Here is a 23953-nt window from a genome sequence, read left to right as displayed (position 1 = left end):
AGAACCTGTTCTAGTTGTATCAGAGTCCGCGCGCAAGGGTGTCGGAATCGGCGTTTATCTGCGGTTTCGGCACTTTCGCCGCAGCCGGTTACCGCGGCAAACCGAGAATGCGTTCCGCCGCGGCCGTGCGCAGGATCTGAGTCGTGCCGCCCGCGATCGAGAGGCAGCGGTTCTGCAGGACCGCGTCGGACGCCTCGGTCGCCGCCAGACCCGCGACCCCCAGGAGCCGCAGCGCGAGATCGGGTACCGATTGGCGATGTTCGACGCCGATCAGCTTGCGCACGCTCGACAACGCACCGGGGTCGAGCCCGGCCAGTTGCCTGGTCGCCGCCCGCGCGTCGAGGACCCGGCCGACGTGGGCGTCGGCGAGCTGGGTGCCGAGCGACGCGAGCTCCTCGGCGGTCAGCTCCCGATCCATCGACCGCACCTGCGAGAGCAGCGACTCCATCTCCTTGCCGAGGCCGGTACCGCCCATCGCCACCCGCTCGTTCGCGAGGGTGGTGCGGGCCAGCCGCCAGCCGCCGTTGATCTCGCCGACGACACAGTCATCCGGCACGACCACGCCGTCGAGGAAGACCTCGTTGAAGTTGGCCCGCCCGGAGAGCTCGCGCAGCGGCCGGATGTCGATGCCGGACGAACCCATGTCGACGAGGAAGTAGGTGATGCCCTTGTTCTTCGGCGCCTCGGGATCGGTGCGCGCGAGGCAGATCGCCCACTGGGCGTTGTGTGCCTGCGAGGTCCAGATCTTCTGGCCGTCCAGGCGCCAGCCGCCGTCGACCCGTTCCGCCCGTGTGCGCAACGCGGCCAGGTCCGATCCGGCCTCGGGTTCGGAGAACAGCTGGCACCACACGATGTCGCCGGCCAGCGTCGGGGCGACGAACCGCTCGCGCTGCGCGTCGGTGCCGTGTTCCAGGATGGTCGGGATCGCCCATGCGCCGATCACGAGGTCGGGCCGCTCGATCCCGGCCGACTCGAGCTCGGTGTCGATCAGCAGCTGCATCGCGGCATCCGCCCCCAGACCGTGCGGCGCCGGCCAGTGCGGGGTCAGGTAGCCGGTCTCGGCGAGCAGCCGGCGACGATCGTCGGGTTCGGCGTCGGCGATCCGCGCGACGGTCGTCCGGACCTCGTCGCGACGGTCCTCGACCTGCGAGAGATCCAGACGGAAGCGCCGCCGCGCCCCCGCGAGCCCGAGCCGGGCGAGGGCGGCGGCGTGCGACGACGCGTTCGCGAGCGCCGCCTGCGCGGCGAGTGCGGCGCGCAGATAGAGGTGGGCGTCGTGCTCGAAGGTGAACCCGATGCCGCCGAGGACCTGGACGCAGTCCTTGGTGTTGGCGACCGGGTCGCGGCCCACCACGACGTCGGCGGCCAGCCTGCTGATCTCGAGTTGCTCGAGCGCCGGAGCGAGCCCGTCCCCCGTCCCGGCCGCGAGCACGTCGTCGACCGCGCCGGCGACATCCCACGCGACCGCGGTGACGCGTTCGCTGCGGCACAGCATCTCGGCGCAGATGTGCTTGATCGCCTGGAACGACCCGATCGGCACGCCGAACTGGGTGCGGACCTTCGCGTACTCGACGGCGGTGTCGAGAGCCCACCGGGTGACGCCGCTCTGATAAGCGGCGAGCGTCGCCGACAGCAGGCCCGCGACGAACGTCCCCTCGCCCAGTTCGATGAGGTCCTCGGCCGCGACCCCGGACAGTGTCACGTGGCTGACCGAGGCCGTGCCGTCGAGCGGGGTCTGTGGCGTGACGTCGGCGACTCCGACGCCCGGCGGCACGATCCACCACGACCGTTCCCGATCGTCGGTCCCGAATTCGACCATCACGGCGCAACCCTCGACGTAGCCGGTGACGAGCCCGAGGTCGAGTGCGCCGTCGGCCAGGGTGAGACCCTTACCGGCATAGCTCGTCGCGGGCGTCACCACCGGCACCGACCCGGCCAGCACCTCGCCCAGCAGTCCGGCAGACCGGTCGGTGTCGCCCTGCGCCGAATCCGCACGGCGAACCGCCAGCGCGATCGCCGCGGTCACCGTCGGACCGAGCGGGCCGGGGACGAGATCGGCCCCACACTGCTCGAGCATGGCGGCCACGTCGAGGAAACTCGCGCCGAGACCGTCGGACGCCTCGGGGACCGCCGCGGCGAACACGCCCAGATCGGCGATCTGCGAAAATAGACCGGTCCACTGGTCGCTCGGCTTGTCGAGGTCGGACCGCACGATATCGGTCACACTGGTGGAGCGCGCCCAGGACGCGATGCTGTCACGGACCGCGATCTGCTCGGAAGACGTGGCGATTGTCACTGGCAATCCCTGTATGTCGAGTTGTGACGAATAATTAGAACCTGTTCTAATATGCCATGGGTGTACTCGGATCGGGTAGCCACCCACGATCCACCCATTGAGACGTTTGATCACGTGAGGATGTTCGAGAACACATGGCCCGTTCTGCACCCGGCAACGCCGCGGTCGACGCCCCCAACGGGGCTGCGGCGCCGGCCGCCTCGCCCGAAGCCGGCTCCACCGCGCAGCGCGAACGCCGCCGCCGCATCCTCGACGCCACCCTCGCGCTGGCGTCCAAGGGCGGATACGACGCCGTGCAGATGCGCACCGTCGCCGACAAGGCCGACGTCGCCGTCGGGACGCTGTACCGCTACTTCCCGTCGAAGGTCCACCTTCTCGTCACCGCGCTCGCCCGCGAGTTCGAGCGAGTCGAGTCGAAGGTCGATCGTTCCCAGTTGCGCGGCGACACCGCGATCGACCGCCTCCGTCATGTCCTGGACATGATCACTTTCGCGATGCAGCGCGATCCGCTTCTCACCGAGGCGATGACGCGCGCGTTCATGTTCGCCGACGCGTCGGCGACCGCCGAGGTCGACCAGGTCGCCGGGATCATCGACCGGCTCCTCGCCGGAGCGATCGTCGACGACGGCGAACCCACCGAGGAAGATCTCGCGATCGCGCGCGTCCTCTCCGATGTGTGGATGTCGAACCTGGTGCAGTGGCTGACCCGTCGCGCGTCGGCGACCGACGTCACGAACCGGCTCGAACTCACCGTCCGGCTCCTGCTCAAGGATCGCGTCAAGTAATCGGGTTCTCCCCTCGAACGTGACGTCACAACTGGGTGACGAGCACCTTCTCGACTTGGGAGCGCCAGTCGAACTCGGCTACCTTTGTTACGTCTGAGAATTCTGTTAACAGAAGGGGCTAGTGGTGCGATCCTCCTGGTTGCGACGACTGTGCGTCGTCGGATCTGCCGTTGCGGTCGCGACCGCCGGATGGGCTCCGGCCGCGCTGGCCGAGCCGACCCCCGATCCCGATCGCGCTCGCATAGACACCGTGGTCCACGACTCCGCCCAGCAGTCGACACTCATCGTGTACTCGGCGGCGATGCGCAAACTCATCCCCGTCAACGTGTTGCGCCCCAAGGACACCACCAAGTCGCGCCCCACGCTCTACCTGCTCAACGGCGCCGGCGGCGGCGAGGACTCCGCGACCTGGGCGGCCAAGACCCAGTACGCGAAGTTCTTCTCCGACAAAGAGGTCAACGTCGTCACGCCGATCGGCGGCGCGTTCTCCTATTACACCGACTGGCAGCACGACGATCCGGTACTCGGCCGCAACAAGTGGACGACGTTCCTCACCAAGGAGCTCCCGCCGCTGGTGGACAAGGAATTCGACACCACCAAGGTCAACGCGATCGCCGGGATCTCGATGGCCGGGACATCGGTGCTCAACCTCGCGATCGCCGCACCGAAGCTCTACCGGTCGGCCGCCGCCTACAGCGGATGCGCGCGTACCAGCGACCCGGTGGGACAGGCCTACATCCGGATGGTCGTCGCCGACCGCGGGCAGGGCAACCTGAACAACATGTGGGGACCGGTCAATTCGGCCGGGTGGCGGGACAACGACCCGTACATCCACGCGGACAAGCTGCGCGGCACCAAGGTCTACATGACCAGCGGCACCGGCATGCCCGGTCAGTTCGACCGGCTCGAGGCGCCGCTGGTCGCCGGCGATCCACTGACGCTGGCCAACCAGATGGTCATCGGCGGCATCATCGAGGCCGCGGTCAACGAGTGCACCAAGCAGATGGTCTCGCGCATGCGGGCCCTCAAGGTGCCGCACGAGGTCACCTTCCGGCCGAGCGGCACCCACTCCTGGGGTTACTGGGAACGCGACCTCGAGACCACCTGGCCGAAGATCGCGGCAGACCTGAGGTGAGCGACGCATCGGACCGCTTGTGGGCCGATGACCTGTCCGTGGGCCAGATCTTCGAGTTCGGCACGCATCACGTCAGCGAAGACGAACTGCTCGACTTCGCCCGCGCATGGGATCCGCAGGACTTCCACGTGGACAAGGCCGTTGCCGAACGCGGCCCCTACGGCGGGCTGATCGCCAGTGGGCTGCACACGATGTCGATCTACCAGAGGCTCAATGTCACCGGCGTGCTGAACAATTGGCGGGTGATCGCGGGCAAGCGACTGGGCGACGTCGAATTCCTGCGTCCCGTCCGCCCCGGCGACACCCTCACCGGGTCGACCGTCATCGACGCGATCGAGTTCGATGACCGTGCCCGCGCTCTGGTCACCTCGTCGGCGGAGCTGCGCAACGGTGACGGAAAACCGGTGATGCGCACCGTCGTCGAAGCGTATGTGCACGCCCGGCCAAGTCGCGCGACCACTGAAGCCTGACCGTCAGCACCCCAACAGCTTTCACAACCCGTCGACTGTGCGTCCGATCCGCTGATCGCGCGGAGCTCAGCCGACGCCCGGCACGGGGACCTGCGCACCGGTGATCGCACTCGAGGCATCGGAGACCAGGAACGAGATCGTCTGAGCGATCGACTCGGGCGACACCCAGCCCGCCCGCGACGAATCCGGTTGACTGGCGCGGTTGCCCGGGGTGTCGATCACCGACGGCAGGATCGCGTTGGCCCGGATGCCGTCGGACTTGTACTCGGCGGCGAGCGCACTGATGAACGCCCACACCGCCGCCTTCGACGTGACGTACCCCGCGGCACCGGAGAAGGGTGCGAACGCCGCCTTCGCCGACACCCCGACGATCGACCCGCCGCCGGCCTCGATCATCTTCGGAATGGCCGCCGCGGACAGCAGATACAGCGGCCGCAGGTTGAGCCGGAGCAGTCGCTCGAACTCGTCGACCGGTGTCGCGTCGACCCGCTCCCCCATCGCGAACCCGCCCACCAGGTTCACCACCGCGGTCACCGGCGCCGACGCGTCGCTCGAGGCGATCGCCACGACCTCGGCGACCGACGCCTCGTCGAAGAGGTCGGCGTGCACACCGACCAACCGGTCCGATTCCGGGAGGCGTGACAACCCGGCTTCGGTGCGCCCGGGCACCACCACGCGCCATCCGTCGTCGAGCAACGTGCGGGTGACCGCCGACCCCAGGCCGCCCGTCCCGCCCGACACGATCACCGTCTGCGTCATCCCGCCGACCCTACTGGAGGCGGGCCCGTGGGTGGAGGCGCACGCGCCTACGATGGTCGGCGATGACCGACGACCGTGTTCCCGAGATCGGAGACGAACCCCGGGAGCGCGAACCGGGCGGTCGTCGCCGCCCCGACGACGCCGACCGGACGAGCATGTTCGCGTCGTTGCGCATCCCCAACTACCGCCTGTTCTACGCCGGCATGGCCGTCTCGATGACGGGTTCGTGGATGCAGGCGACGGCGCAGGCGTGGCTCGTGCTGACGCTGAGCGGGTCGGCGTCCGTCCTGGGACTCATCGTCGCCCTGCAGGCGCTACCGGTCCTGCTCATCGGGCCGTACGCGGGCGTGATCGCCGACCGCGTCGATCGTCGACGCCTGCTCATCGTCCTGCAGTCGATGATGGGGCTGCTGGCCGCGGCGCTCGCCGCCGTCACCCTCACGGGGGTGGTGCAGGTCTGGCACGTCGGCGTGCTGGCGGTGATGCTCGGGCTCGGCCACGCCTTCGAACAGCCGGCGCGACAGGCGTTCATCCATCAGATCGTCGGCAAGGACCTCATCCGCAACGCGGTCACCCTCAACTCGGTCATGGTGAACGCCGCTCGCGCCGTGGGCCCGGCGGTGGCCGGGGTGATCCTGGCCCTCGTCGGTTCCGGTCTGTGCTTCGCCATCAACGCGGTCAGCTTCATCGCCGTAGTCGCGTCGCTGCTCGCGCTCGACTCGTCGAAGATCACCGCGGAATCACCGGTTCCGCGCGCGAAAGGTCAGCTGCGCGAGGGTCTTCGATATGTCCGGAGTCGCCCCGCGCTGTGGATTCCACTGGCGACCATGGCGCTCGTCGGGACCCTGACGTACAACTTCCCGGTCACGCTGCCCGCCGCCGCGGACTTCGTCTTCGACGGCGGGCCGCAAGCCCTCGGTTTCATGACGTCGGCGATGGGAGTCGGTGCGGTCGTCGGCGGACTCGTGGTCGCGGCCCGCGGAAACACCGGATTGCGGCCACTCACGCTGGCGGCCTTCGGCTTCGGGGTCGCCGTCGCCGCGACCGCACTCGCCCCGAACCTGCCGACGGCGATCTGCGCGCTTTTCGGGGTCGGCTGGTTGAGTGTCACCTTCATGTCGACGGGAAACGCGACCCTGCAGCTCAATTCCGAACCGCGGATGCGGGGCCGGGTGATGGCGCTGTGGTCGGTGGCGTTCATGGGCTCGACGCCGATCGGTGGTCCGATCGTCGGCGCGATCATCGAGACATTCGGCGCGCGCGTCGGTCTCGCGGTCGGCGCCGTTGCGTGCCTGGGCGCCGGAACACTCGCCTTCCTGGCCGCGCGCCGGAGCGGCGCCGGCGCCTCCTAGACGAGCGGCCGCCCCATCTTGACCCGAAGCCGGACATCGGCCAGCAGGAGCCGGAAACCCAACTGCGACACCCACAGCGGAGTGCGACGCTCTTTCTCCACCAACCGGCCGACGTAGCCGTCGAACCACGCCTGATCCTCGTCGGTCCACTCGACCCGGAGTGCGTCGCGGAACGGCTGCGGCAGATAGCCGATGGTCCGCCGCAGTTTGACCGGACCGTACTTCTCCTGGATGCGTTCCGGCGCGTAACCGAAATTGGCGATGTCGAGGAGGAAGTCCCGGACCTCGTCGCTGATCTCGATGCGCGAGACCTGGTCGTCCCAGTAGGTGGTGAACTCGTCGCGCGTGGCGGGCCACGCCTCGGCCGGCATCTGCAGCGTCGTCCCGCAGACCTTGCCCTGCTGGTAGAACTTCTCGCGATCCGCGCCCTGCAGCGGTCCGTGGACACGCTCGTAGATGTCCTCCCACCCGAAGTAGAGGCACGCCGCGACCCAGAGCTGCAGGTCGGTGTTCATCGCGTTGTACTCCACGGGACTGTTCTCGCCGGAGCGCACCTGCGCGTGCTGGCGGTTGACGGCGTGCCGGTACCGGCACCGGTCGTCGGCGTTGCCGAGAATCGCGACCGCCAGATACGACGCGGTGGTCCGTGCGCGTTTGACCGGATGTTTGTCGAGCCGCCCGTTCTCGACCTTGCTGTGCGCGACACCGTAGCCGACCGCCGGATTGGCGAGCTGCATGATGACGTTCGTCGTGCTCATCGTCTGCCCCATCGAGAGCAGGGAACGCGCGAAGAAGCTGCTGTCGATGTTGTCCATCTCCACCCGCGACATCCGCTCATCGGATTGCGTCATGACCCCACCCATTCTGATAACGCTTGTTGTCTGATTGCTGTCAGCTTAGCGGGGAGCACGCGGGCCGACAATCCCGGAGCCGAAAGACTCCGCCATACGCCGAACCCCGGCTCACCCGAAGGTGAGCCGGGGCTCGGCGTCGGCGATCCAGCTGTCAGTAGGTGTAGAAACCGTGACCGGTCTTCCGTCCGAGGCGGCCGGCATCGACCATGCGACGCAGCAGCGCCGGCGGCGCGTAGTGGGGTTCGGCGAATTCCGCGTACAGCGACTCCGCGGCGGAGAGCGTCACGTCGAGACCGATGGTGTCGAGCAGGGTCAGCGGACCCATCGGATAGCCGCAGCCGCCCTTCATCGCGAGGTCGATGTCCTCGGCCGAAGCGTAACCCGAATCGAACATCCGGATGGCCTGGCATAGGTACGGGATGAGCAGGGCGTTCACGATGAAGCCGGAACGGTCACCCGCGCGGACCGCGGTCTTGCCGAGGGTGTCGGTGACATATGCGCTCACTGCGTCGGCCGTCTCCGGCGCGGTGGTCAGCGTGGAGATGATCTCGACCAGCGGCATCACCGGCACCGGGTTGAAGAAGTGCACGCCGACAACGCGTTCGGGGGTCTTGGTCGCGGTCGCGACCTTGATGATCGGGATCGACGACGTGTTGGTCGCGAGGATGGTGTCGGCACCGGTCGCCTCGTCGAGGTTCGCGAAGATCTGCCGCTTGAGCTCCTCGACCTCCGGGGCTGCCTCGATCACCAGCTCGCGATCGGCGAGGTCGGCGTAGTCGGTCGTCACCCGCAGACGTCCGCGGGCGGCGTCGGCGTCGTCCTGCGCCAGCTTGTTCTTGCTGACCGCCTTGGCCAGCGACTTCTCCACCCGCGCCCGCGCGGCGTCGGCGAACTCCTGCTTGACCTCCACGATCACGACATCGCTGCCGGCCTTCGCACACACCTCCGCGATGCCCGCTCCCATGGTGCCTCCGCCGATGACGCCGATCTGTTGCACAGTGAACCTCCGAAGTCGAGTGATACGAGACCAAACGGTAGTCGGTCGCCGGATCGGTCATCCGAACGACTCCCGGCACCCCGGGAACATTCGTCCTCGACGTCGCCTCCAAGTACATGAACCGCCCAGAAGCACTCACCCCACTTGGAAGGACATACCAATGAGCACCGAGATCCCCGCCGACGCCGTTCTCATCGACACCGATGGCGACGGAGCCGTCGACGCCGCACTCACCGACGTCGACGGTGACGGCACCACCGACGCCATCCTCGACACCGACGGCGACGGCCAGGCCGACTCCATCGCCTACGACACGAATGCCGACGGCGAGATCGACATCATCGAAGCCGACACCGACGCCGACGGCTACACCGACATCGCCGTCGCCGACACCGACGGCGACGGCACCTTCGACACCGCCGTCGACGACGAAGGCAACGTCGAGGTCGGCGACTTCGGCAGCATCGACGGCGGCGACGCCGTCTGACGTCTGCCGCAACCTGCACCCGACACGAGCCGGCCCGGAGACCCCGGGCCGGCTCTGTTCGTCCGCTCGGATTCGACGATTCGCCGATGTCGTCTCGGCTCGCCCACTAGCGTGTCTCAGATCACGATCGGGGGATGCGATGATGCCTACTCGGTTCGACGCGCGACACACGGCCCGTTCGGGGGTCCGCCGGCGCCGCCGTCGCCATGCCGTCACCTGCCTCCTGGCCGGCGCGACACTTCTCTCGACAATGCTGGTGGCGGCACCGGCCGGCGCGGCCAACCACTATTTCCCCGACATCTCCGAGGTCGCGGTTCCCCAGGCGGACTGCGGACCGGGCTCGCTCCCCGAACCGGGCCTGCAGGGGGACGTCAGCGCCGAGGACCGCCTGTCCGGACGCAGCATGCGCGGCTACCGATGCAACATCACACGGATCGGCGGTGTCCGCGGCGCCGGCGGCGGGATCGTCTCGGCCAACTTCGAGCACTGCAGCTACACCGGCAGCCTGTTCCCCGGAAACAACTGGGTGAACCCGCCGGGCGTACAGGTCATCGACGCATCCGACCCGAGCGCGCCGCGAGTCGTCGGGTCCCTGACGGATCCGGCGATGCGCGGCGGCACGTGGGAGACGCTGAAGGTCAACAAAGAACGCAAGCTCCTGGCCGCGACGTCGGTGCCGTTGCTCTGGGGCGGCGGGTTCTTCGCCGTATACGACATCTCCGACTGCACCCGCCCCAGACTCCTCAACACGGGCCCGGGCACGACGACGCCGTTGCCGTTCACCTCGCACGAGGGCGGCTTCTCCCCCGACGGCCGCACCTACTGGGCGTCCGGGGTGTTCCCCGGGCACCTCAGCGCCATCGACATCGCCGATCCCCGGTCGCCCCGCGTGATCTGGCAGGGGCTCCACTCGTTCCTCGGTCACGGCTTCGGCATGTCGCCAGATGGCAACCGGATGTACCTGTCCAACATGGCGGGTGTGACGGTGCTCGACGTCAGCGACGTCCAGGAGCGACGGCCGCACCCGCAGGTCCCGCACACCGCGGCCTATCTCTGGCCGGACGGCCAGCTGAACCAGCACTCGATCCCGATCACCTACCGGGGCCGGCCCCACATCGTCACCGCCGACGAAGCAGGTTCGGGCGGCGTCAAGATCTTCGACGTGACGCGGGTGAACAAGCCCCGATACACCGCGCAGATCAAACTCGAGATCAATCTCCCCGAGCACCTCGACACCAATCTGCGGTCGTCGACCGGCGGGTCGCTGTTCAGCAGCAATCCGCACTACTGCACGGTCGACCGGGCGACCGATCCCACCGCGCTCGCGTGCGGCTGGGAATCGTCGGGTATCCGGGTCTTCGACATCCGCGACTTCGACCGGATTCGTGAGATCGCCTACTACAACCCGCCGGCCCGCAAGGGCACCACGATCGCGGAGTCACCCAACTCGCCGCACGTCGTCGGCTCGCTGATGGGCTTGCCCGCCGTCGAATTCCTCAGCCTCGGTATGTCGATCGCGAACGGCAAGGTCCGGTTGAACGAGATGGTCGGTCCACGTAGCGGGATGGTCATCGGCGGTGACATGTCGACGGACTGGTGCATGTCCCCACCCGAGTTCCGCGGAAACGAGCTGCGGGTCACCTGTTCCGACGGCGGCTTCCAGGTGTTGCGGTTGAGTCCCGCGGTGTACACGCCCCCGCCGGACCAGAGCTCCTCGATCGGATGAGCACTTCTCGCCTGGGCGTCCCGCTGGTGCGGGTGATGGTCCTCGGCGTGACCGCGGCCCTGCTCGTCACCATGGGTGTCGTCGTCGGGGCGGTGTGGCAGGGACGCGACCACGACTCATCCGCGATGAGCGTGTCCGACATCGGCTTCGCGCAGGACATGTCGGCGCACCACGACCAGGCGATCCTCATGTCGCGGACGATCGGTGCGGTGCCCGGAGTCGCGCCGCAGATCCGCGGCGTCGCCGACCGGATCGTCCACACGCAGACCGCCGAAACCGCCACGATGCGTGGCTGGTTGCTGTGGTTCGACGAACCGGTGACCGCGCCGGAGCCGATGTCCTGGATGTCCGGCGACCCCCACCACGAGGGCACCCATCACAACGAATCCCCTCCGCCGATGCCCGGCATGGCGAGTATCGACGAGATCGGCCGCCTTTCCACCCTGCCACCCGGCGAGGCGGAGATCTTGTTCCTGCAGTTGATGATCCGGCATCACCGTGGCGGGATGTCGATGGCCCAGGCGGCATACAACGACGAGCGGACCGGTTCCGCGACAAAGGACCTCGCGCTCATGATGATCGGCGACCAGGGCGACGAGATCGGTCTGATGACGATGCTGCTCGCGGAACGCGGCGCCGATCCGTTGCCGACCTGATCGCAGGGGCGGCAACGGATCGAACGTCTAGTCCGTCTTCGGATGCAGGATGAACATCTCCCACACCTCTTTCTGGTCCGCGGCCCAGGGGTCGTAGACGAACGGCGCGTGCCGTAGGGCCATCCCCGCCTTGCGCGGCGTCCGGTTGGCCTTGAAACCGTTGCAGGACTTGCACGCCGCGACCTGGTTTCCGAATGTGCTCGGCCCACCCTGCGAGACCGGGACGATGTGGTCGACGGTGTCGGCGGGACCGTCGCAGTAGGCGCAGATCCATTGATCGCGCCGCAGGATGGTCGCGTTCGACGCGTAGGAGTCCATCGTCTTACCGGCGAACGGGCGGTAGGCATCTCGCTTGATCGCGACCACTTTGTGGATCGGCAGGGACAGCGTCGGCGAATGGACGACGCGGACCAGCGGCGTGCCCTCGACGTTCCGCGCGACCTCGGTGGTCAACAGAACCGCGGCGCGACGCCAGGTGACGCGCGCCAGGATCTGCAGTCCGGCGTTGGTGACGAAGATGGTCATGACAGCTCCTCGATGCGTGGGCGAGTGAGTGCGCCGACCACCGAGGTTCATGACCTCAGGAACTGGTGACGCGTGATGTGATCGGTCCCGGCCTTCCGTCGGACTTCAGTCCGCATGGACGGTCGGAGGGGGCCGTCCGCCACTCGCCGGCGAAAGCCTTGTCACCCATCGACATCTGCGTCACCTCCTCTCGTTGGTCTGGCCTGCTCTGTCGCCACGATAACCGCGGTCGATGGACGCTGCCACCGTTTATGTCCGGCGTGTTCGGATGTTCACCCAGTTCACACGGGCTGTTTGCAGGAGTTTTTCACCGCGTGCCGGTCCCGCGGGACAATGTCCGGCGCTATCGTCGGCGGATGCCCACCGAGGAGACCGGCGAGAATCCCCCTCCGCAGCCACCCGTGTCGACTCTCGACGCCTTCGCGTCGGTGATGCTGGGACTGGTGCACGCCGTTTTGGCGCTGATCACGATCGCCGTCGCGGGTCTGACGGTCTTCGTCACCGACGCGTGCGCCTACGAGGAGTGCGGGAGTCCGGTCTGGACCGAGGTCGCCATCGGGGTGGGCATCGGGTCGGCCGTGGTGCTGGTGGCGGTGTCGGTGACCCTCGTCGTCCGCCGCGTGCGCCGAGGACTCCCGGCCTGGCCGGCCGCTGCGTGGTGCTGCGCCATCCAGCTGGCGATGATCTTCGTGGTACTCGAGATCGGCATCCAGGCCGGGACCCTCGACTGAGTGATCAGAAGATCTCGGGTAGATCTTCCGACACGGTGTTGGGGTAGGTCGCCGGACGCTTCTCCAGGAACGACATGACGCCTTCGTACACGTCACCGGACTGCCCGCGGTAGAAGATCGCCTTCGAGTCGGCGTGGTGGGCATCGAGCGGGCTGGGCGCACCGGCCATCCGCCACAACAGCTGTCGGGTCAGCGCCGCCGAGACGGGGGCGCTGTTCGCGGTCATCTCGCGGGCGACGGCGATCGCGGTCTCGAGCACCTGGTCTTTCGGGACCACCTGCTGGATCAGCCCGCGTTCATGGGCTTCGGCGACGGGCACCATCTTCGCGCCGATCGTCCACTGCAAAGCGGTCGGCAACCCGACGAGCCGCGGCAGGAACCAGCTCGACGCGGCTTCGGGCACCAGGCCGCGGGCGGCGAAGACGAAGCCGAATTTCGCGTCCTCCGAGGCGATCCGGACGTCGGCGGGCAGTGTCATCGTGACCCCGACGCCGGCCGACGGACCGTTCACCGCCACCACGATCGGCTTCAGCGAGGCGAACATCCGCAGCGTGAGCTTGCCGCCCTCGTCGGCTGGAACCTCGTTCGACTCGACAGCAGACGAGGCGTCGAACGTCGATCCGCCCGCCTCGAGATCGGCGCCGGCGCAGAACGCGCGGCCGTTGCCGGTCAGCACGACGGCGCGAACGGAGTCGTCGGCGTCGGTCTCGTCGAACGCGGCCCGCAACTCCTCGCCCATCTGCATGGTGAAGGCGTTGAGCCGGTCGGGTCGATTCAGCCGAAAGATCGCGATCTCCCCGTCTCGCTCGACGGTGATGGTGGGCTGGTCCTGTCGGGACTTGCGCCCGACCTCTGATGTATCGCTCGTCACAGATCGATGCTATCGGGCGCTGGGACACTCCGCGTCGGCTGTGTCAATCCGCGGAACCGCGCACCAGCCGGGCACAACACAACGGCGGCGCCACCCTGTCGGGTGACGCCGCCGTCGATTGTGTCAGATCAGGTCCGACGGGCCTGGTATCAGCTCGCGTCGGCCTCGCCGGCCTTGGTGAGCTCGACCGGTGCGTCGGGAACCATGCGCGGCTTCTCCGAACCGGTGAAGACGAACCGGGCGTCGTCGCCGTCGCCTTCGCCGTCCCAGTTCTCGACGTCGACCAGGACGATCTGTCCGGGAGCGATGTCGCCGAACAGGATCTTCTCCGAGAGCTGGTCCTCGATCTCGCGCTGGATGGTGCGACGCAGCGGACGCGCACCCAGCACCGGATCGAAGCCGCGCTTGGCCAGCAGGGCCTTCGCGCGGTCGGTGACCTCGAGAGCCATGTCCTTGTTCTTCAGCGCACCCTCCACGCGGGTCAGCATGAGATCGACCATCTGGATGATCTCTTCACGCGTGAGCTGGTGGAACACGACGATGTCGTCGATGCGGTTGAGGAACTCGGGGCGGAAGTGCTTCTTGAGCTCGTCGTTGACCTTCTGCTTCATCCGTTCGTAGTTCGACTGGGTCCCGTCGCTCGACGAGAAGCCCATGCCCACGGCCTTGGAGATGTCCGAGGTACCGAGGTTCGAGGTGAAGATCAGCACGGTGTTCTTGAAGTCGACCGTGCGACCCTGACCGTCGGTCAGGCGACCGTCTTCGAGGACCTGCAACAGGGTGTTGTAGATCTCCGAGTGGGCCTTCTCGATCTCGTCGAACAGCACCACCGAGAACGGCTTCCGGCGCACCTTCTCGGTGAGCTGCCCGCCCTCTTCGTAGCCGACGTACCCGGGAGGGGCACCGAACAGACGCGACGCGGTGAAGCGGTCGTGGAACTCGCCCATGTCGATCTGGATGAGGGCGTCGTCCTCGCCGAACAGGAAGTTCGCCAGCGCCTTCGAGAGCTCGGTCTTACCGACACCGGACGGACCGGCGAAGATGAACGAGCCCGACGGCCGCTTCGGATCCTTCAGGCCGGCACGGGTACGACGGATCGCCTTCGAGACCGCCTTGACGGCGTCCTCCTGCCCGATGATCCGCTTGTGCAGCTCCTCCTCCATGCGGAGCAGACGCGTGGTCTCCTCCTCGGTGAGCTTGAACACCGGGATGCCGGTCCAGTTGCCGAGGACCTCGGCGATCTGCTCGTCGTCGACCTCGGCCACGACGTCCATGTCACCGCTGCGCCACTGCTTCTCGCGCTCGGCGCGCTCGGCGACCAGCTGCTTCTCCTTGTCGCGGAGGCTGGCGGCCTTCTCGAAGTCCTGCGCGTCGATCGCGCTTTCCTTCTCCTTGCGCGCATCGGCGATGCGGTCGTCGAACTCACGCAGGTCTGGCGGCGCGGTCATCCGGCGGATGCGCATGCGCGCGCCGGCCTCGTCGATGAGGTCGATCGCCTTGTCCGGCAGGAACCGGTCGTTGATGTAGCGGTCGGCCAGCGTGGCGGCGGCGACCAGCGCACCGTCGGTGATCGAGACGCGGTGGTGCGACTCGTACCGGTCGCGCAGGCCCTTGAGGATCTCGATGGTGTGCTCGACCGACGGCTCGCCCACCTGCACGGGCTGGAAGCGGCGCTCGAGTGCGGCGTCCTTCTCGATGTACTTGCGGTACTCGTCGAGGGTCGTCGCGCCGATGGTCTGCAGCTCGCCGCGGGCCAGCTTCGGCTTGAGGATGCTGGCGGCGTCGATGGCACCCTCGGCGGCACCTGCGCCGACGAGCGTGTGCAGCTCGTCGATGAACAGGATGATGTCGCCGCGGGTGTTGATCTCCTTGAGCACCTTCTTGAGGCGTTCCTCGAAGTCACCGCGGTAGCGGCTGCCCGCGACCAGCGAACCGAGGTCGAGGGTGTAGAGCTGCTTGTCCTTGAGGGTCTCGGGGACCTTGCCGTTCACGATGGCCTGCGCCAGGCCCTCGACGACGGCGGTCTTGCCGACGCCGGGCTCACCGATCAGCACCGGGTTGTTCTTGGTGCGGCGGCTGAGCACCTGCATGACGCGCTCGATTTCCTTCTCCCGGCCGATGACCGGGTCGAGCTTGCCCTCGGAGGCCGCGGCGGTCAGGTTACGACCGAACTGGTCGAGGACCAGCGAGGTCGACGGGGTGCCGGACTCGCTGCTGCGACCGCCGGTGCCCGCCTCCTGCGGCTCCTTGCCCTGGTATCCGCTGAGGAGTTGGATGACCTGCTGGCGGACCCGGTTGAGGTCGGCGCCGAGCTTCACCAGCACCTGGGCGGCGACGCCCTCGCCCTCGCGGATCAGGCCGAGCAGGATGTGCTCGGTACCGATGTAGTTGTGGCCGAGCTGCAGCGCCTCGCGCAGCGAGAGCTCCAGCACCTTCTTGGCACGCGGGGTGAACGGGATGTGTCCCGACGGCGCCTGCTGGCCCTGGCCGATGATCTCCTCGACCTGGCTGCGAACCCCTTCGAGCGAGATCCCGAGCGACTCGAGCGCCTTGGCCGCCACGCCCTCGCCCTCGTGGATGAGGCCGAGGAGGATGTGCTCGGTACCGATGTAGTTGTGGTTGAGCATGCGCGCTTCTTCTTGGGCCAGAACCACAACCCGACGCGCGCGGTCGGTGAACCGTTCGAACATTGTTCTCCCTCACATTGCTAGCGCCCCGGCCGCCGCGGAGACCACCTCGGAGGTCCCGGAGGACAACCGGTGCGGATAGACGACGACCAGCCTGCTTCCACTCTAGAGGTCGTCTGGGGTGCACCTGCAGTTAACGCCTGCGCAGAGTGCATGGATCCCCCGTTGCGGCGGGGATGTGCCCAGTACAACTGCGCTGGCCGGGGCTGTGTTCCCCGCCGTCTACGCCGAGAGCGAACGGGCCGCCGACGGCCCGGGATGCGCCCCCACCGGGCACTGGGACCCGCGACGCGGCGCCCGCGTTGTGCCCGACAGCAGCCGGGTATCGCGGAAACCGCCGGCCGACGAGACCACAGGAGGCGAGTGGGGACCACCCGGGCCGCTGCCGGGCCTCGGTAGATCTGGCCCTCGCTTGACTGCGACCGTCGCACACCAACGAGCAGCAGGGCGCATCCGGGTACGGCCCGGTACACGGCGAGCACGGCCACGACACGCGGCGGACGCCTATCACACGACACCGACAAGATGTAGGCGCTCAGTTCTGTTGCACGACAACATTTTTGGTATTGACGGCGACCGATGGCCGTGTACACTCGAACGTACATTCGCAGCAACGGTTCTCGGGGGAGGTGACCATGTCTGACGAAACCACCACGGCGCAACCACGTGCCGTCGAGCTGGTGGCCGACCTCCACCGCATCCTCGACGAACTACAGACCGTGGACCTGGCGCCGTGCACCGATACCGAGTTGGCCGATCTGGCGGCCGACACCGAGAAAGCGATCGCCCGGCTGACCGTGGCCGGTGACCGGCAGATCGATCAGGTCGAGGCCCGCGACCTCCCCCGCAAGGCAGGCTGCAGGACACTCATGCAGTTCATGACCCACCGGCTGCGGGTGTCCAACCCGGTGCGGCGCCGCAAGCAGATGGATGCCACCTCCCACCGGACCAGCCTGGGCGGCGACATTCTGGAGCCCGAACACCCCACGCTGGCCGAGGCGTTCGCTGTGGGAGCTGTCGGCTCCGCGCACGTGCAGGCCGCCTTGGACGTCCTCGACCGCATCCCCGGCACCATCGACCACGACATCAAGGTCGCCGCTGAGCGGCAGATGGCCGAGATCGCCGAAGCCCACACCCCCGCCGAGATCACCCAGCTCGGTGCCCGCCTGCTCGCCCACCTCGACCCCGACGGCACCCTGGCCGACGACACCGACCAGAAACGACGCCGCGGCCTGTGGATCGGCCGACAACGCGCCGACGGCACCGCCAAAATCTCCGGCACCCTGACCCCCGCACTCGCCGCCCGGCTCACCATGATGTTCGCCGTGTGGGGCAAACCCGGACTCAACAACCCCGACGACCCCGCCTCACCCAGCGGACCGGCCGGCACCGCCGACCCCGACGCCCTGACCGCCGCCGCCGACCGCGACGGACGCACTCTCGCCCAAACGAATCACGACGCCCTCGACGCCGCCCTGGCCGCCGGTTTCGCCGACGGCACACTCGGCACCTCGCACCGCGGGCTACCCGTGCAACTGATCATCAAGGCCGACCTCTCCGACCTCATCCGCGAAGCCGGACTCGCGACCACCGCCACCGGCACCCTGCTGCCCGTCCGGGACCTGATCGCGATGGCCGGTGACGTCCAGCCGTGGTTGGCGATCTTCAAAGACGCCACCACCGTCCCGCTGCACTTCGGGCGGGGTAAACGCTTGGCCACCCGCGAACAACGCCTCGTCTCCTTCGCCCGCCCCGACGGGGAAGTGTGCTCGGCACCAGGATGCGACCAACCCGCCACCCACGTCGACATGCATCACGCACAGAAAGACTGGGCCAAGGGCGGACTCACCGACATCGACGACCTCGCCCCCGCCTGCCCACGCCACAACCGCATGGTCGGCGACCAACCCGGCCAATACACCACCCGGATCGTCCGGTCCGGACCCGACGAAGGCCGCTGCCTCTGGCGGTTGAACGCCGAACCCGGCGCACCACCCAACCCCGAACGCCTCAACCGCCGACCCGACATACCCAGGCGGTTCGCACACCACCTCAACACCGTGCGCGACGACATCCACGGACCACCAACCCGGCCCGGCGATCAACCACGCCCAGACGGCCACACCCACGACGACGCACGCCGCTCATGGGCGACAGTCAGCCACGTCATCGACGTCCGACCACCCCGACCCGGCCGACGACAGGTCCGCCCCTCCCTCGTCGAAGCACACCTCATGGAGCTACTCGCCACCCACTGAACCGGGTAGAACAACTCACACGGATCCGTCCAAACGGTCCGCCCCAACGGCGATCGGACTAGCGTCGTGGTCCATGAGTGATGACGCCGCTCGACCGTCCACGTCGGTCCATGCCGAGACCAAGACCGGCGAGCGGCGATTGCCCACGCGCCGGGTCAATCTGACCGTCTTCATAGCCTCGGCCGTCATCGTGGTCGCCTTCGCCGCCTGGGCGCTGGCGGCACCGGCAGCGGCCGAGTCGACGATCAACGACGTACGCGACTTCATCACCCGCTGGTTCGGCTGGTGGTACTTCATCCTCGCCACCGCCATCGTCGGTCTCGTGGTGTTCCTCGGCCTCAGCAAGTACGGGCGCTACCGGCTCGGACCGGAGGAATCGCGCCCCGAGTACAGCCTGTTCACCTGGACGGCGATGCTGTTCGCCGCGGGGATCGGCATAGATCTGATGTTCTTCTCGGTCGCCGAACCGGTGACCCATTTCCTCAACCCGCCGACCGGGCCCGCGGAGACCAACGAGGCTGCGCGCGAGGCGGTCACGTGGACGGTCTTCCACTACGGCGTGACCGGCTGGGCGATGTACGCGCTCATGGGTGGCGCGCTCGCGTATTTCGCCTTCCGCCACAATCTCCCGCTGACGATCCGGGCAGCGCTCTACCCGATCTTCGGCAAACGTGTCGAAGGCCGCTGGGGCGACGCGATCGACGTCGCGGCCGTCCTCGGCACCATCTTCGGCATCGCCACCTCACTGGGGATCGGGGTCGTCCAGCTCAACTTCGGGCTGAACGAGATCTTCGGGATCGAACAGGGCAAGGCGGCTCAGATCGGCCTGATCGTCCTGGCTGTGGTGATCGCGACCGCGTCTGCGACCTCTGGTGTCGACAGGGGCATTCGACGCCTCTCCGAGATCAACGTCATCCTGGCCATCTGCCTGCTCATATACATCACGGTCGCCAAGGACGCCGACTTCTTGCTCAACGGTCTCGTCCAGAACGCGGGCGACTACGTGTCCACCTTCGCCGACCGCACGCTCGACACCTTCGCGTGGGACCAGGTGAACCCGCCGCCCGGCAACGACGCCCGCGCCTTCGTCGACGGCTGGACCCTGTTCTTCTGGGCCTGGTGGGTGGCCTGGGCGCCGTTCGTGGGATTGTTCCTCGCCCGCATCTCGCGGGGACGCACGTTGCGACAGTTCATCTTCGGTGTCCTGGTGGTCCCGTTCAGCTTCATCCTGGTGTGGATCTCGATCTTCGGGAACAGCGCCCTGCAGGTGGCCCGCGGCGATGCGGACTTCGCCGAGACGACCGCGTCCACACCCGAGGCCGGGTTCTATTCGCTGCTCGAGCAATACCCCGGCTCGACGCTGCTCATCGGGATCGCCACGATCACCGGCCTGCTCTTCTACGTGACCAGCGCCGACTCCGGGTCGCTCGTGATGGGCAACTTCACCAGTCGGCTCGGCGACCCGATGGCCGACTGCGCCCGTTCGCTGCGCGTCTTCTGGTCGGTGGCCATCGGGCTGCTGACGCTCTCCATGCTGTTCGCCGGCGGCGGCGACGGCTCGATCCTGACCCTGCAGGCCGCGACGGTGATCATGGGGCTGCCGTTCTCCTTCGTCCTCGGGCTGATCGGCATCTCGCTGCTGCGCGCCGTCCGCAACGAGTCGGTCAAACTCGACAGCTTCCGGACGACCCTGCCGAAGGTGATCGCCGTCGGGCGCGGTCCCACCGAACACGGCAGTTGGCGGCAGCGACTCGTCGGGACCCTCCGCTTCCCCGGTCCTGTCGCCACCCGAAAATTCATCGGGGCCAGCGTCGTTCCGGCGATGACCGAGGTCGCCGAACAGTTCGGTCGCGAGGGGATCACCGCGACGGTCGACGAGTCGGCCGAGAACGAAGGGCTGCCGTCGCCGCGCCTGGTCGTCGAACTCGCCGAGGTCCCCCGGTTCGAGTACTGCGTGTGGCCGGTCTCGGCGCCGACCCCGACGTACGCGGTCCGGACCCAGCGATCCGACGATCGCTACTTCCGGTGCGAGGTCTATCTCACCGAGGGGTCCCAGGGCTACTCACTCACCGGATACACCCGCGACCAGATCATCGGTGACATCCTCGACCAGTACGAACGCCATCTCGGCTACCTGCATCTGCGGGATGCGGCCGGTGATCACCACGACCCCGAACCCGATCCGGCCGCCGGCGGCGGTACCGTGCCCGACAGCGACACGGACATCCCCGACAGCAGTTCCGAAGGAGCACCGGCTCGATGAGCGAGACCCTCTACATCGACGGCCGCTGGCGGCCCGCCGCCTCCGGCGAGACCCGTGAGATCCGTTGTCCCGCAGACAACTCGTTCGTCGGTGTGGTGGCCGAGGGCGGTGTGGCCGACACCGAGCAGGCCATCGCGGCGGCCCGCCGCGCGTTCGACGCCGGCGAGTGGAGCGCCACACCCGCCGCCGACCGTGGGGACCTCCTTCTCCGCGTCGCCGCCCAGATCGACGAGCGCCGAGACGAGTTCGTCCGCGCCGAGACCCTCGACACCGGCAAGCGGCCCTACGAGTCGGACATCGACATGACCGACATCGCGAACTGCTTCCGGTACTTCGGCAAGCTCGCGGCGGCCGACGCCGGGCGTGTGGTCGACACCGGGTCACCCGACGCCGATTCGCGCATCGTGTACGAACCGGTCGGCGTCTGCGGACTGATCACACCGTGGAACTACCCGCTGCTGCAGGCGGCGTGGAAGGTCGCGCCGGCACTGGCGGCAGGCAACACCTTCGTGCTCAAGCCCGCCGAACTCACCCCGCACACGTCGATCCTGCTCATGCAGGTCCTCGAGCAGGTCGGTCTCCCGGCAGGCGTGGGCAACCTCGTCCTGGGCGCGGGCGCCGAGGCCGGCGCTCCGCTGTCGTCTCATCCTGACGTCGACCTGGTCTCGTTCACCGGTGGGCTCGTGACCGGCCGGGTCATCGCCCGCGAGGCGGCGGCGACGGTGAAGAAGGTCGCGCTCGAACTCGGGGGCAAGAACCCGAACGTGGTCTTCGCCGACGCCTGCGCCACCGACGAACTCCTCGCGGCAGCGGTCGACAACGCGCTCAACGCCGCGTTCCTGCACTCGGGGCAGGTCTGCTCGGCCGGGGCGCGGCTCATCATCGAGGAGTCCGCTCACGATCGCTTCGTCGATGAGCTGGTCCGCCGCGCGGAGCAGATCCGGCTGGGCCTGCCCTACTCCGACGGCACCGAGACCGGGCCGCTCATCTCGGCGGCACACCGCGACAAGGTACACGCCTACGTCGAACAGGCTCGTGCGGACGGGGCCGTCATCCGTACCGGTGGCACGTTCGCCACGGGCGATGCGGGTTCGGGGCGCCTCGACGACGGATGGTTCTATCTGCCCACCGTGATCGATCGCGCCGACCGTTCGATGGCCTGCGTGCACGACGAGGCGTTCGGACCGACCGTCACCGTGGAGACCTTTGCCACCGAGGACGAGGCCGTGACCCTGGCCAACGACACCGTCTACGGTCTCGCGGGGGCCGTCTGGTCGGCCGACGCGGCACGCGCCCGCCGCATCGCCGGACGAATCCGGGCCGGAACGGTGTGGGTCAACGACTTCGGGCCGTACCTGCCGGAAGCCGAGTGGGGCGGTTACGGCCAGTCGGGCTTCGGGCGGGAGCTCGGACCGTCCGGTCTGGCGGAGTACCGCGAAGCCAAACATGTCTACGAGAATCTCCGACCGGGCGTGACCGGCTGGTTCGCGGACCGGTCCGGAGACGGCGAGGAGCGACGATGAGCGAGACCTACGACTACGTGGTCGTCGGCGGCGGCTCCGGGGGTGCCGTGGTGGCGTCGCGGCTGTCCGAGGACCCCTCGGTCTCGGTGTGCCTGCTGGAGGCGGGTCCGTCCGATGTCGGCGACGACGCGATCCTGCGGCTCGACCGGTGGATGGAACTCCTCGAATCCGGTTACGACTGGGACTATCCCATCGAACCGCAGGAGAACGGCAACGACTTCATGCGCCACGCCCGGGCGAAGGTCCTCGGCGGGTGCAGTTCGCACAACAGCTGCATCGCCTTCTGGGCGCCGCGCGAGGACCTCGACTCGTGGGAGCGTGACTTCGGGTGCGCCGGATGGGGTTCGGCGGAGTTGTACCGCCTCTACCCGCAGATCGAGACCAACGACGCGCCGGGCGCGCACCACGGTCGCAGCGGGCCCGTCCACGTCATGACGGTGCCGCCGAACGACCCGTGCGGGGTCGCCCTGCTCGAGGCCTGCGAGTCGGTCGGCGTCCCCCGCGTCGAGTTCAACAGCGGCAGCACGGTTGTCAACGGGGCCAACTTCTTCCAGATCAACCGACGACCCGACGGTGTGCGCGCCTCGTCGTCGGTCAGTTATCTGCACCCGCACCTCGACCGGCCGAACCTCACCATCCGCACCGGGTCGTGGGCAAAACGGGTGGTGATCGAGCGGGTCGACGGCGAGCTACGCGCCGTGGGCGTCGACATCACCGACAACGCGTTCGGTCGCACGACACGGATCGAGGCCCGGGGCGAGGTGATCGTGTCGGCGGGGGCGATCGACTCCCCGAAGTTGCTGATGCTCTCGGGAATCGGGCCGGCCGACGATCTGCGCGAGCACGAGATCGAGGCCCTCGTCGACGCGCCGGGGGTCGGTGAACACCTGCAGGACCACCCCGAAGGGGTGATCGGGTTCGAGACCGCGAAGCCGATGGTCCGCGAGTCGACCCAGTGGTGGGAGGCGGGCATCTTCACCACCGTCGATGCGGGTCTGACCCGGCCGGACCTGATGATGCACTACGGCAGCGTGCCGTTCGACATGCACACCCTTCGTCAGGGCTATCCGACCAGTGACAACACCTTCTGCCTGACACCGAACGTGACGCACGCGCGGTCACGGGGCACGGTGCGGTTGCGCTCCCGTGACTTCCGCGACAAGCCCCGCGTGGACCCGCGGTACTTCACCGACCTCGAGGGCTACGACATGCGGATCATGATCGCGGGCCTGCGCAAGGCGCGGGAGATCGCCGCCGCGGAGCCGCTGGCGACGTGGGTTGCGCGCGAACTCTATCCGGGCCCCGCCGCCACGAGCGATGCCGAACTGGCCGACTACATCACCCGCACCCACAACACCGTCTACCACCCGGTCGGCACCGTGCGGATGGGTGCGCCCGACGACGAGCTGTCGCCGCTCGATCCCGAACTCCGCGTGAAAGGTGTTGCAGGACTTCGGGTGGCCGACGCATCGGTGTTCCCCGAACACACGACGGTGAACCCGAACCTCACCGTGATGCTCGTCGGCGAACGCTGCGCCGAGCTGGTGCGCGCCGACGGCAGCTGACCACCAGGAGCGA

Annotated in this window: 19 protein-coding genes; 12 read left to right on the top strand and 7 right to left on the bottom strand. The window is 68.0% G+C overall.

The features are described from left to right. Window positions 1–88: 88 nt before the first annotated feature. Window positions 89–2296: an acyl-CoA dehydrogenase gene (locus A9310_RS01690; protein WP_065629125.1), complete on the bottom strand. Its 2208-nt coding sequence runs from the start codon at window positions 2294–2296 to the stop codon at window positions 89–91. A gap of 134 nt (window positions 2297–2430) precedes the next feature. On the opposite strand from A9310_RS01690, the gene kstR reads away from it, so the two are divergent. The 3 genes from kstR (at window position 2431) to A9310_RS01675 (ending at window position 4686) form a co-directional block, all read left to right on the top strand. After that, complete coding sequence (kstR, locus tag A9310_RS01685) at window positions 2431–3081, top strand: cholesterol catabolism transcriptional regulator KstR (protein WP_065629124.1); 651 nt, start codon at window positions 2431–2433, stop codon at window positions 3079–3081. A 124-nt stretch (window positions 3082–3205) separates the two neighbouring features. Then, window positions 3206–4216 (top strand): alpha/beta hydrolase family protein, encoded by a 1011-nt coding sequence (locus A9310_RS01680; protein ID WP_065629288.1) that lies wholly within the window; start codon window positions 3206–3208, stop codon window positions 4214–4216. Next, entirely contained in the window at window positions 4213–4686 is a 474-nt protein-coding gene (locus A9310_RS01675; RefSeq protein WP_065629123.1) for a MaoC/PaaZ C-terminal domain-containing protein, read from the top strand. Before A9310_RS01680 ends, A9310_RS01675 begins: the two co-directional genes overlap by 4 nt. A gap of 66 nt (window positions 4687–4752) precedes the next feature. Here the strand turns inward: A9310_RS01675 and A9310_RS01670 are convergent, their stop codons facing one another. Then, on the bottom strand, window positions 4753–5445 hold the full coding sequence (locus A9310_RS01670; protein WP_065629122.1) for an SDR family NAD(P)-dependent oxidoreductase: 693 nt from the start codon (window positions 5443–5445) through the stop codon (window positions 4753–4755). 62 nt (window positions 5446–5507) lie between these two features. On the opposite strand from A9310_RS01670, the gene A9310_RS01665 reads away from it, so the two are divergent. Next, complete coding sequence (locus tag A9310_RS01665; protein WP_065629121.1) at window positions 5508–6797, top strand: MFS transporter; 1290 nt, start codon at window positions 5508–5510, stop codon at window positions 6795–6797. Here A9310_RS01665 and A9310_RS01660 read toward each other — a convergent pair. Further along, window positions 6794–7660: an oxygenase MpaB family protein gene (locus A9310_RS01660; RefSeq protein WP_065629120.1), complete on the bottom strand. Its 867-nt coding sequence runs from the start codon at window positions 7658–7660 to the stop codon at window positions 6794–6796. The two genes, A9310_RS01665 and A9310_RS01660, sit on opposite strands and share 4 nt — an antisense overlap. 142 nt (window positions 7661–7802) lie before the next feature. Then, complete coding sequence (locus A9310_RS01655) at window positions 7803–8648, bottom strand: 3-hydroxybutyryl-CoA dehydrogenase (RefSeq protein ID WP_065629119.1); 846 nt, start codon at window positions 8646–8648, stop codon at window positions 7803–7805. A gap of 160 nt (window positions 8649–8808) precedes the next feature. Between A9310_RS01655 and A9310_RS01650 the strand changes: the two genes are divergently transcribed. The 3 genes from A9310_RS01650 to A9310_RS01640 all read left to right on the top strand — a co-directional run bounded on the left by A9310_RS01650 (window position 8809) and on the right by A9310_RS01640 (window position 11517). After that, window positions 8809–9135: a hypothetical protein gene (locus A9310_RS01650; RefSeq protein ID WP_065629118.1), complete on the top strand. Its 327-nt coding sequence runs from the start codon at window positions 8809–8811 to the stop codon at window positions 9133–9135. Window positions 9136–9385: 250 nt separating this feature from the next. Then, a complete protein-coding gene (locus A9310_RS01645) occupies window positions 9386–10861 on the top strand; it encodes an LVIVD repeat-containing protein (RefSeq protein ID WP_175401054.1) in 1476 nt (491 codons plus the stop codon). Then, window positions 10858–11517, top strand: a complete 660-nt coding sequence (locus A9310_RS01640; RefSeq protein ID WP_065629116.1) for a DUF305 domain-containing protein — start codon at window positions 10858–10860, stop codon at window positions 11515–11517. The genes A9310_RS01645 and A9310_RS01640 overlap by 4 nt, the downstream gene beginning before the upstream one ends. Window positions 11518–11544: 27 nt before the next feature. Here the strand turns inward: A9310_RS01640 and A9310_RS01635 are convergent, their stop codons facing one another. Beyond that, window positions 11545–12042, bottom strand: coding sequence for an HNH endonuclease (locus A9310_RS01635; RefSeq protein ID WP_058251202.1), 498 nt, complete (start codon window positions 12040–12042; stop codon window positions 11545–11547). 356 nt (window positions 12043–12398) lie between these two features. On the opposite strand from A9310_RS01635, the gene A9310_RS01630 reads away from it, so the two are divergent. After that, window positions 12399–12773 carry a hypothetical protein gene (locus tag A9310_RS01630; protein WP_065629115.1) on the top strand — a complete coding sequence of 125 codons (375 nt, stop codon included), beginning with the start codon at window positions 12399–12401 and terminating at the stop codon, window positions 12771–12773. A gap of 4 nt (window positions 12774–12777) precedes the next feature. Here the strand turns inward: A9310_RS01630 and A9310_RS01625 are convergent, their stop codons facing one another. Continuing rightward, window positions 12778–13644 carry an enoyl-CoA hydratase-related protein gene (locus A9310_RS01625; protein ID WP_065629114.1) on the bottom strand — a complete coding sequence of 289 codons (867 nt, stop codon included), beginning with the start codon at window positions 13642–13644 and terminating at the stop codon, window positions 12778–12780. Between the two features lie 149 nt (window positions 13645–13793). Beyond that, window positions 13794–16334 carry an ATP-dependent Clp protease ATP-binding subunit gene (locus A9310_RS01620; RefSeq protein ID WP_058251205.1) on the bottom strand — a complete coding sequence of 847 codons (2541 nt, stop codon included), beginning with the start codon at window positions 16332–16334 and terminating at the stop codon, window positions 13794–13796. A gap of 632 nt (window positions 16335–16966) precedes the next feature. Between A9310_RS01620 and A9310_RS01615 the strand changes: the two genes are divergently transcribed. The 4 genes from A9310_RS01615 (at window position 16967) to A9310_RS01600 (ending at window position 23940) form a co-directional block, all read left to right on the top strand. Further along, complete coding sequence (locus A9310_RS01615) at window positions 16967–18589, top strand: HNH endonuclease signature motif containing protein (protein WP_065629287.1); 1623 nt, start codon at window positions 16967–16969, stop codon at window positions 18587–18589. Between the two features lie 73 nt (window positions 18590–18662). After that, on the top strand, window positions 18663–20852 hold the full coding sequence (gene betT, locus A9310_RS01610; RefSeq protein ID WP_065629113.1) for a choline BCCT transporter BetT: 2190 nt from the start codon (window positions 18663–18665) through the stop codon (window positions 20850–20852). After that, window positions 20849–22375 carry an aldehyde dehydrogenase family protein gene (locus tag A9310_RS01605; RefSeq protein WP_065629112.1) on the top strand — a complete coding sequence of 509 codons (1527 nt, stop codon included), beginning with the start codon at window positions 20849–20851 and terminating at the stop codon, window positions 22373–22375. The genes betT and A9310_RS01605 overlap by 4 nt, the downstream gene beginning before the upstream one ends. Then, window positions 22372–23940: a GMC family oxidoreductase gene (locus tag A9310_RS01600; RefSeq protein WP_065629111.1), complete on the top strand. Its 1569-nt coding sequence runs from the start codon at window positions 22372–22374 to the stop codon at window positions 23938–23940. The genes A9310_RS01605 and A9310_RS01600 overlap by 4 nt, the downstream gene beginning before the upstream one ends. The last annotated feature ends 13 nt before the right edge of the window (window positions 23941–23953 follow it).

This window comes from Gordonia sp. UCD-TK1, assembly GCF_001691435.1.
In the GTDB taxonomy this organism is placed as follows: domain Bacteria; phylum Actinomycetota; class Actinomycetes; order Mycobacteriales; family Mycobacteriaceae; genus Gordonia; species Gordonia hongkongensis.
This window is presented reverse-complemented; position numbering and strand designations above follow the sequence as displayed.

Coding starts and splice junctions, on each gene's coding strand:
- kstR (WP_065629124.1), top strand. CDS start 2,431: ATGGCCCGTTCTGCACCCGGCAACGCCGCGGTCGACGCCCCCAACGGG.
- A9310_RS01670 (WP_065629122.1), bottom strand. CDS start 5,445: ATGACGCAGACGGTGATCGTGTCGGGCGGGACGGGCGGCCTGGGGTCG.
- A9310_RS01665 (WP_065629121.1), top strand. CDS start 5,508: ATGACCGACGACCGTGTTCCCGAGATCGGAGACGAACCCCGGGAGCGC.
- A9310_RS01660 (WP_065629120.1), bottom strand. CDS start 7,660: ATGGGTGGGGTCATGACGCAATCCGATGAGCGGATGTCGCGGGTGGAG.
- A9310_RS01650 (WP_065629118.1), top strand. CDS start 8,809: ATGAGCACCGAGATCCCCGCCGACGCCGTTCTCATCGACACCGATGGC.
- A9310_RS01645 (WP_175401054.1), top strand. CDS start 9,386: ATGCTGGTGGCGGCACCGGCCGGCGCGGCCAACCACTATTTCCCCGAC.
- A9310_RS01640 (WP_065629116.1), top strand. CDS start 10,858: ATGAGCACTTCTCGCCTGGGCGTCCCGCTGGTGCGGGTGATGGTCCTC.
- A9310_RS01635 (WP_058251202.1), bottom strand. CDS start 12,042: ATGACCATCTTCGTCACCAACGCCGGACTGCAGATCCTGGCGCGCGTC.
- A9310_RS01630 (WP_065629115.1), top strand. CDS start 12,399: ATGCCCACCGAGGAGACCGGCGAGAATCCCCCTCCGCAGCCACCCGTG.
- A9310_RS01620 (WP_058251205.1), bottom strand. CDS start 16,334: ATGTTCGAACGGTTCACCGACCGCGCGCGTCGGGTTGTGGTTCTGGCC.
- A9310_RS01615 (WP_065629287.1), top strand. CDS start 16,967: ATGTCTGACGAAACCACCACGGCGCAACCACGTGCCGTCGAGCTGGTG.
- betT (WP_065629113.1), top strand. CDS start 18,663: ATGAGTGATGACGCCGCTCGACCGTCCACGTCGGTCCATGCCGAGACC.
- A9310_RS01605 (WP_065629112.1), top strand. CDS start 20,849: ATGAGCGAGACCCTCTACATCGACGGCCGCTGGCGGCCCGCCGCCTCC.
- A9310_RS01600 (WP_065629111.1), top strand. CDS start 22,372: ATGAGCGAGACCTACGACTACGTGGTCGTCGGCGGCGGCTCCGGGGGT.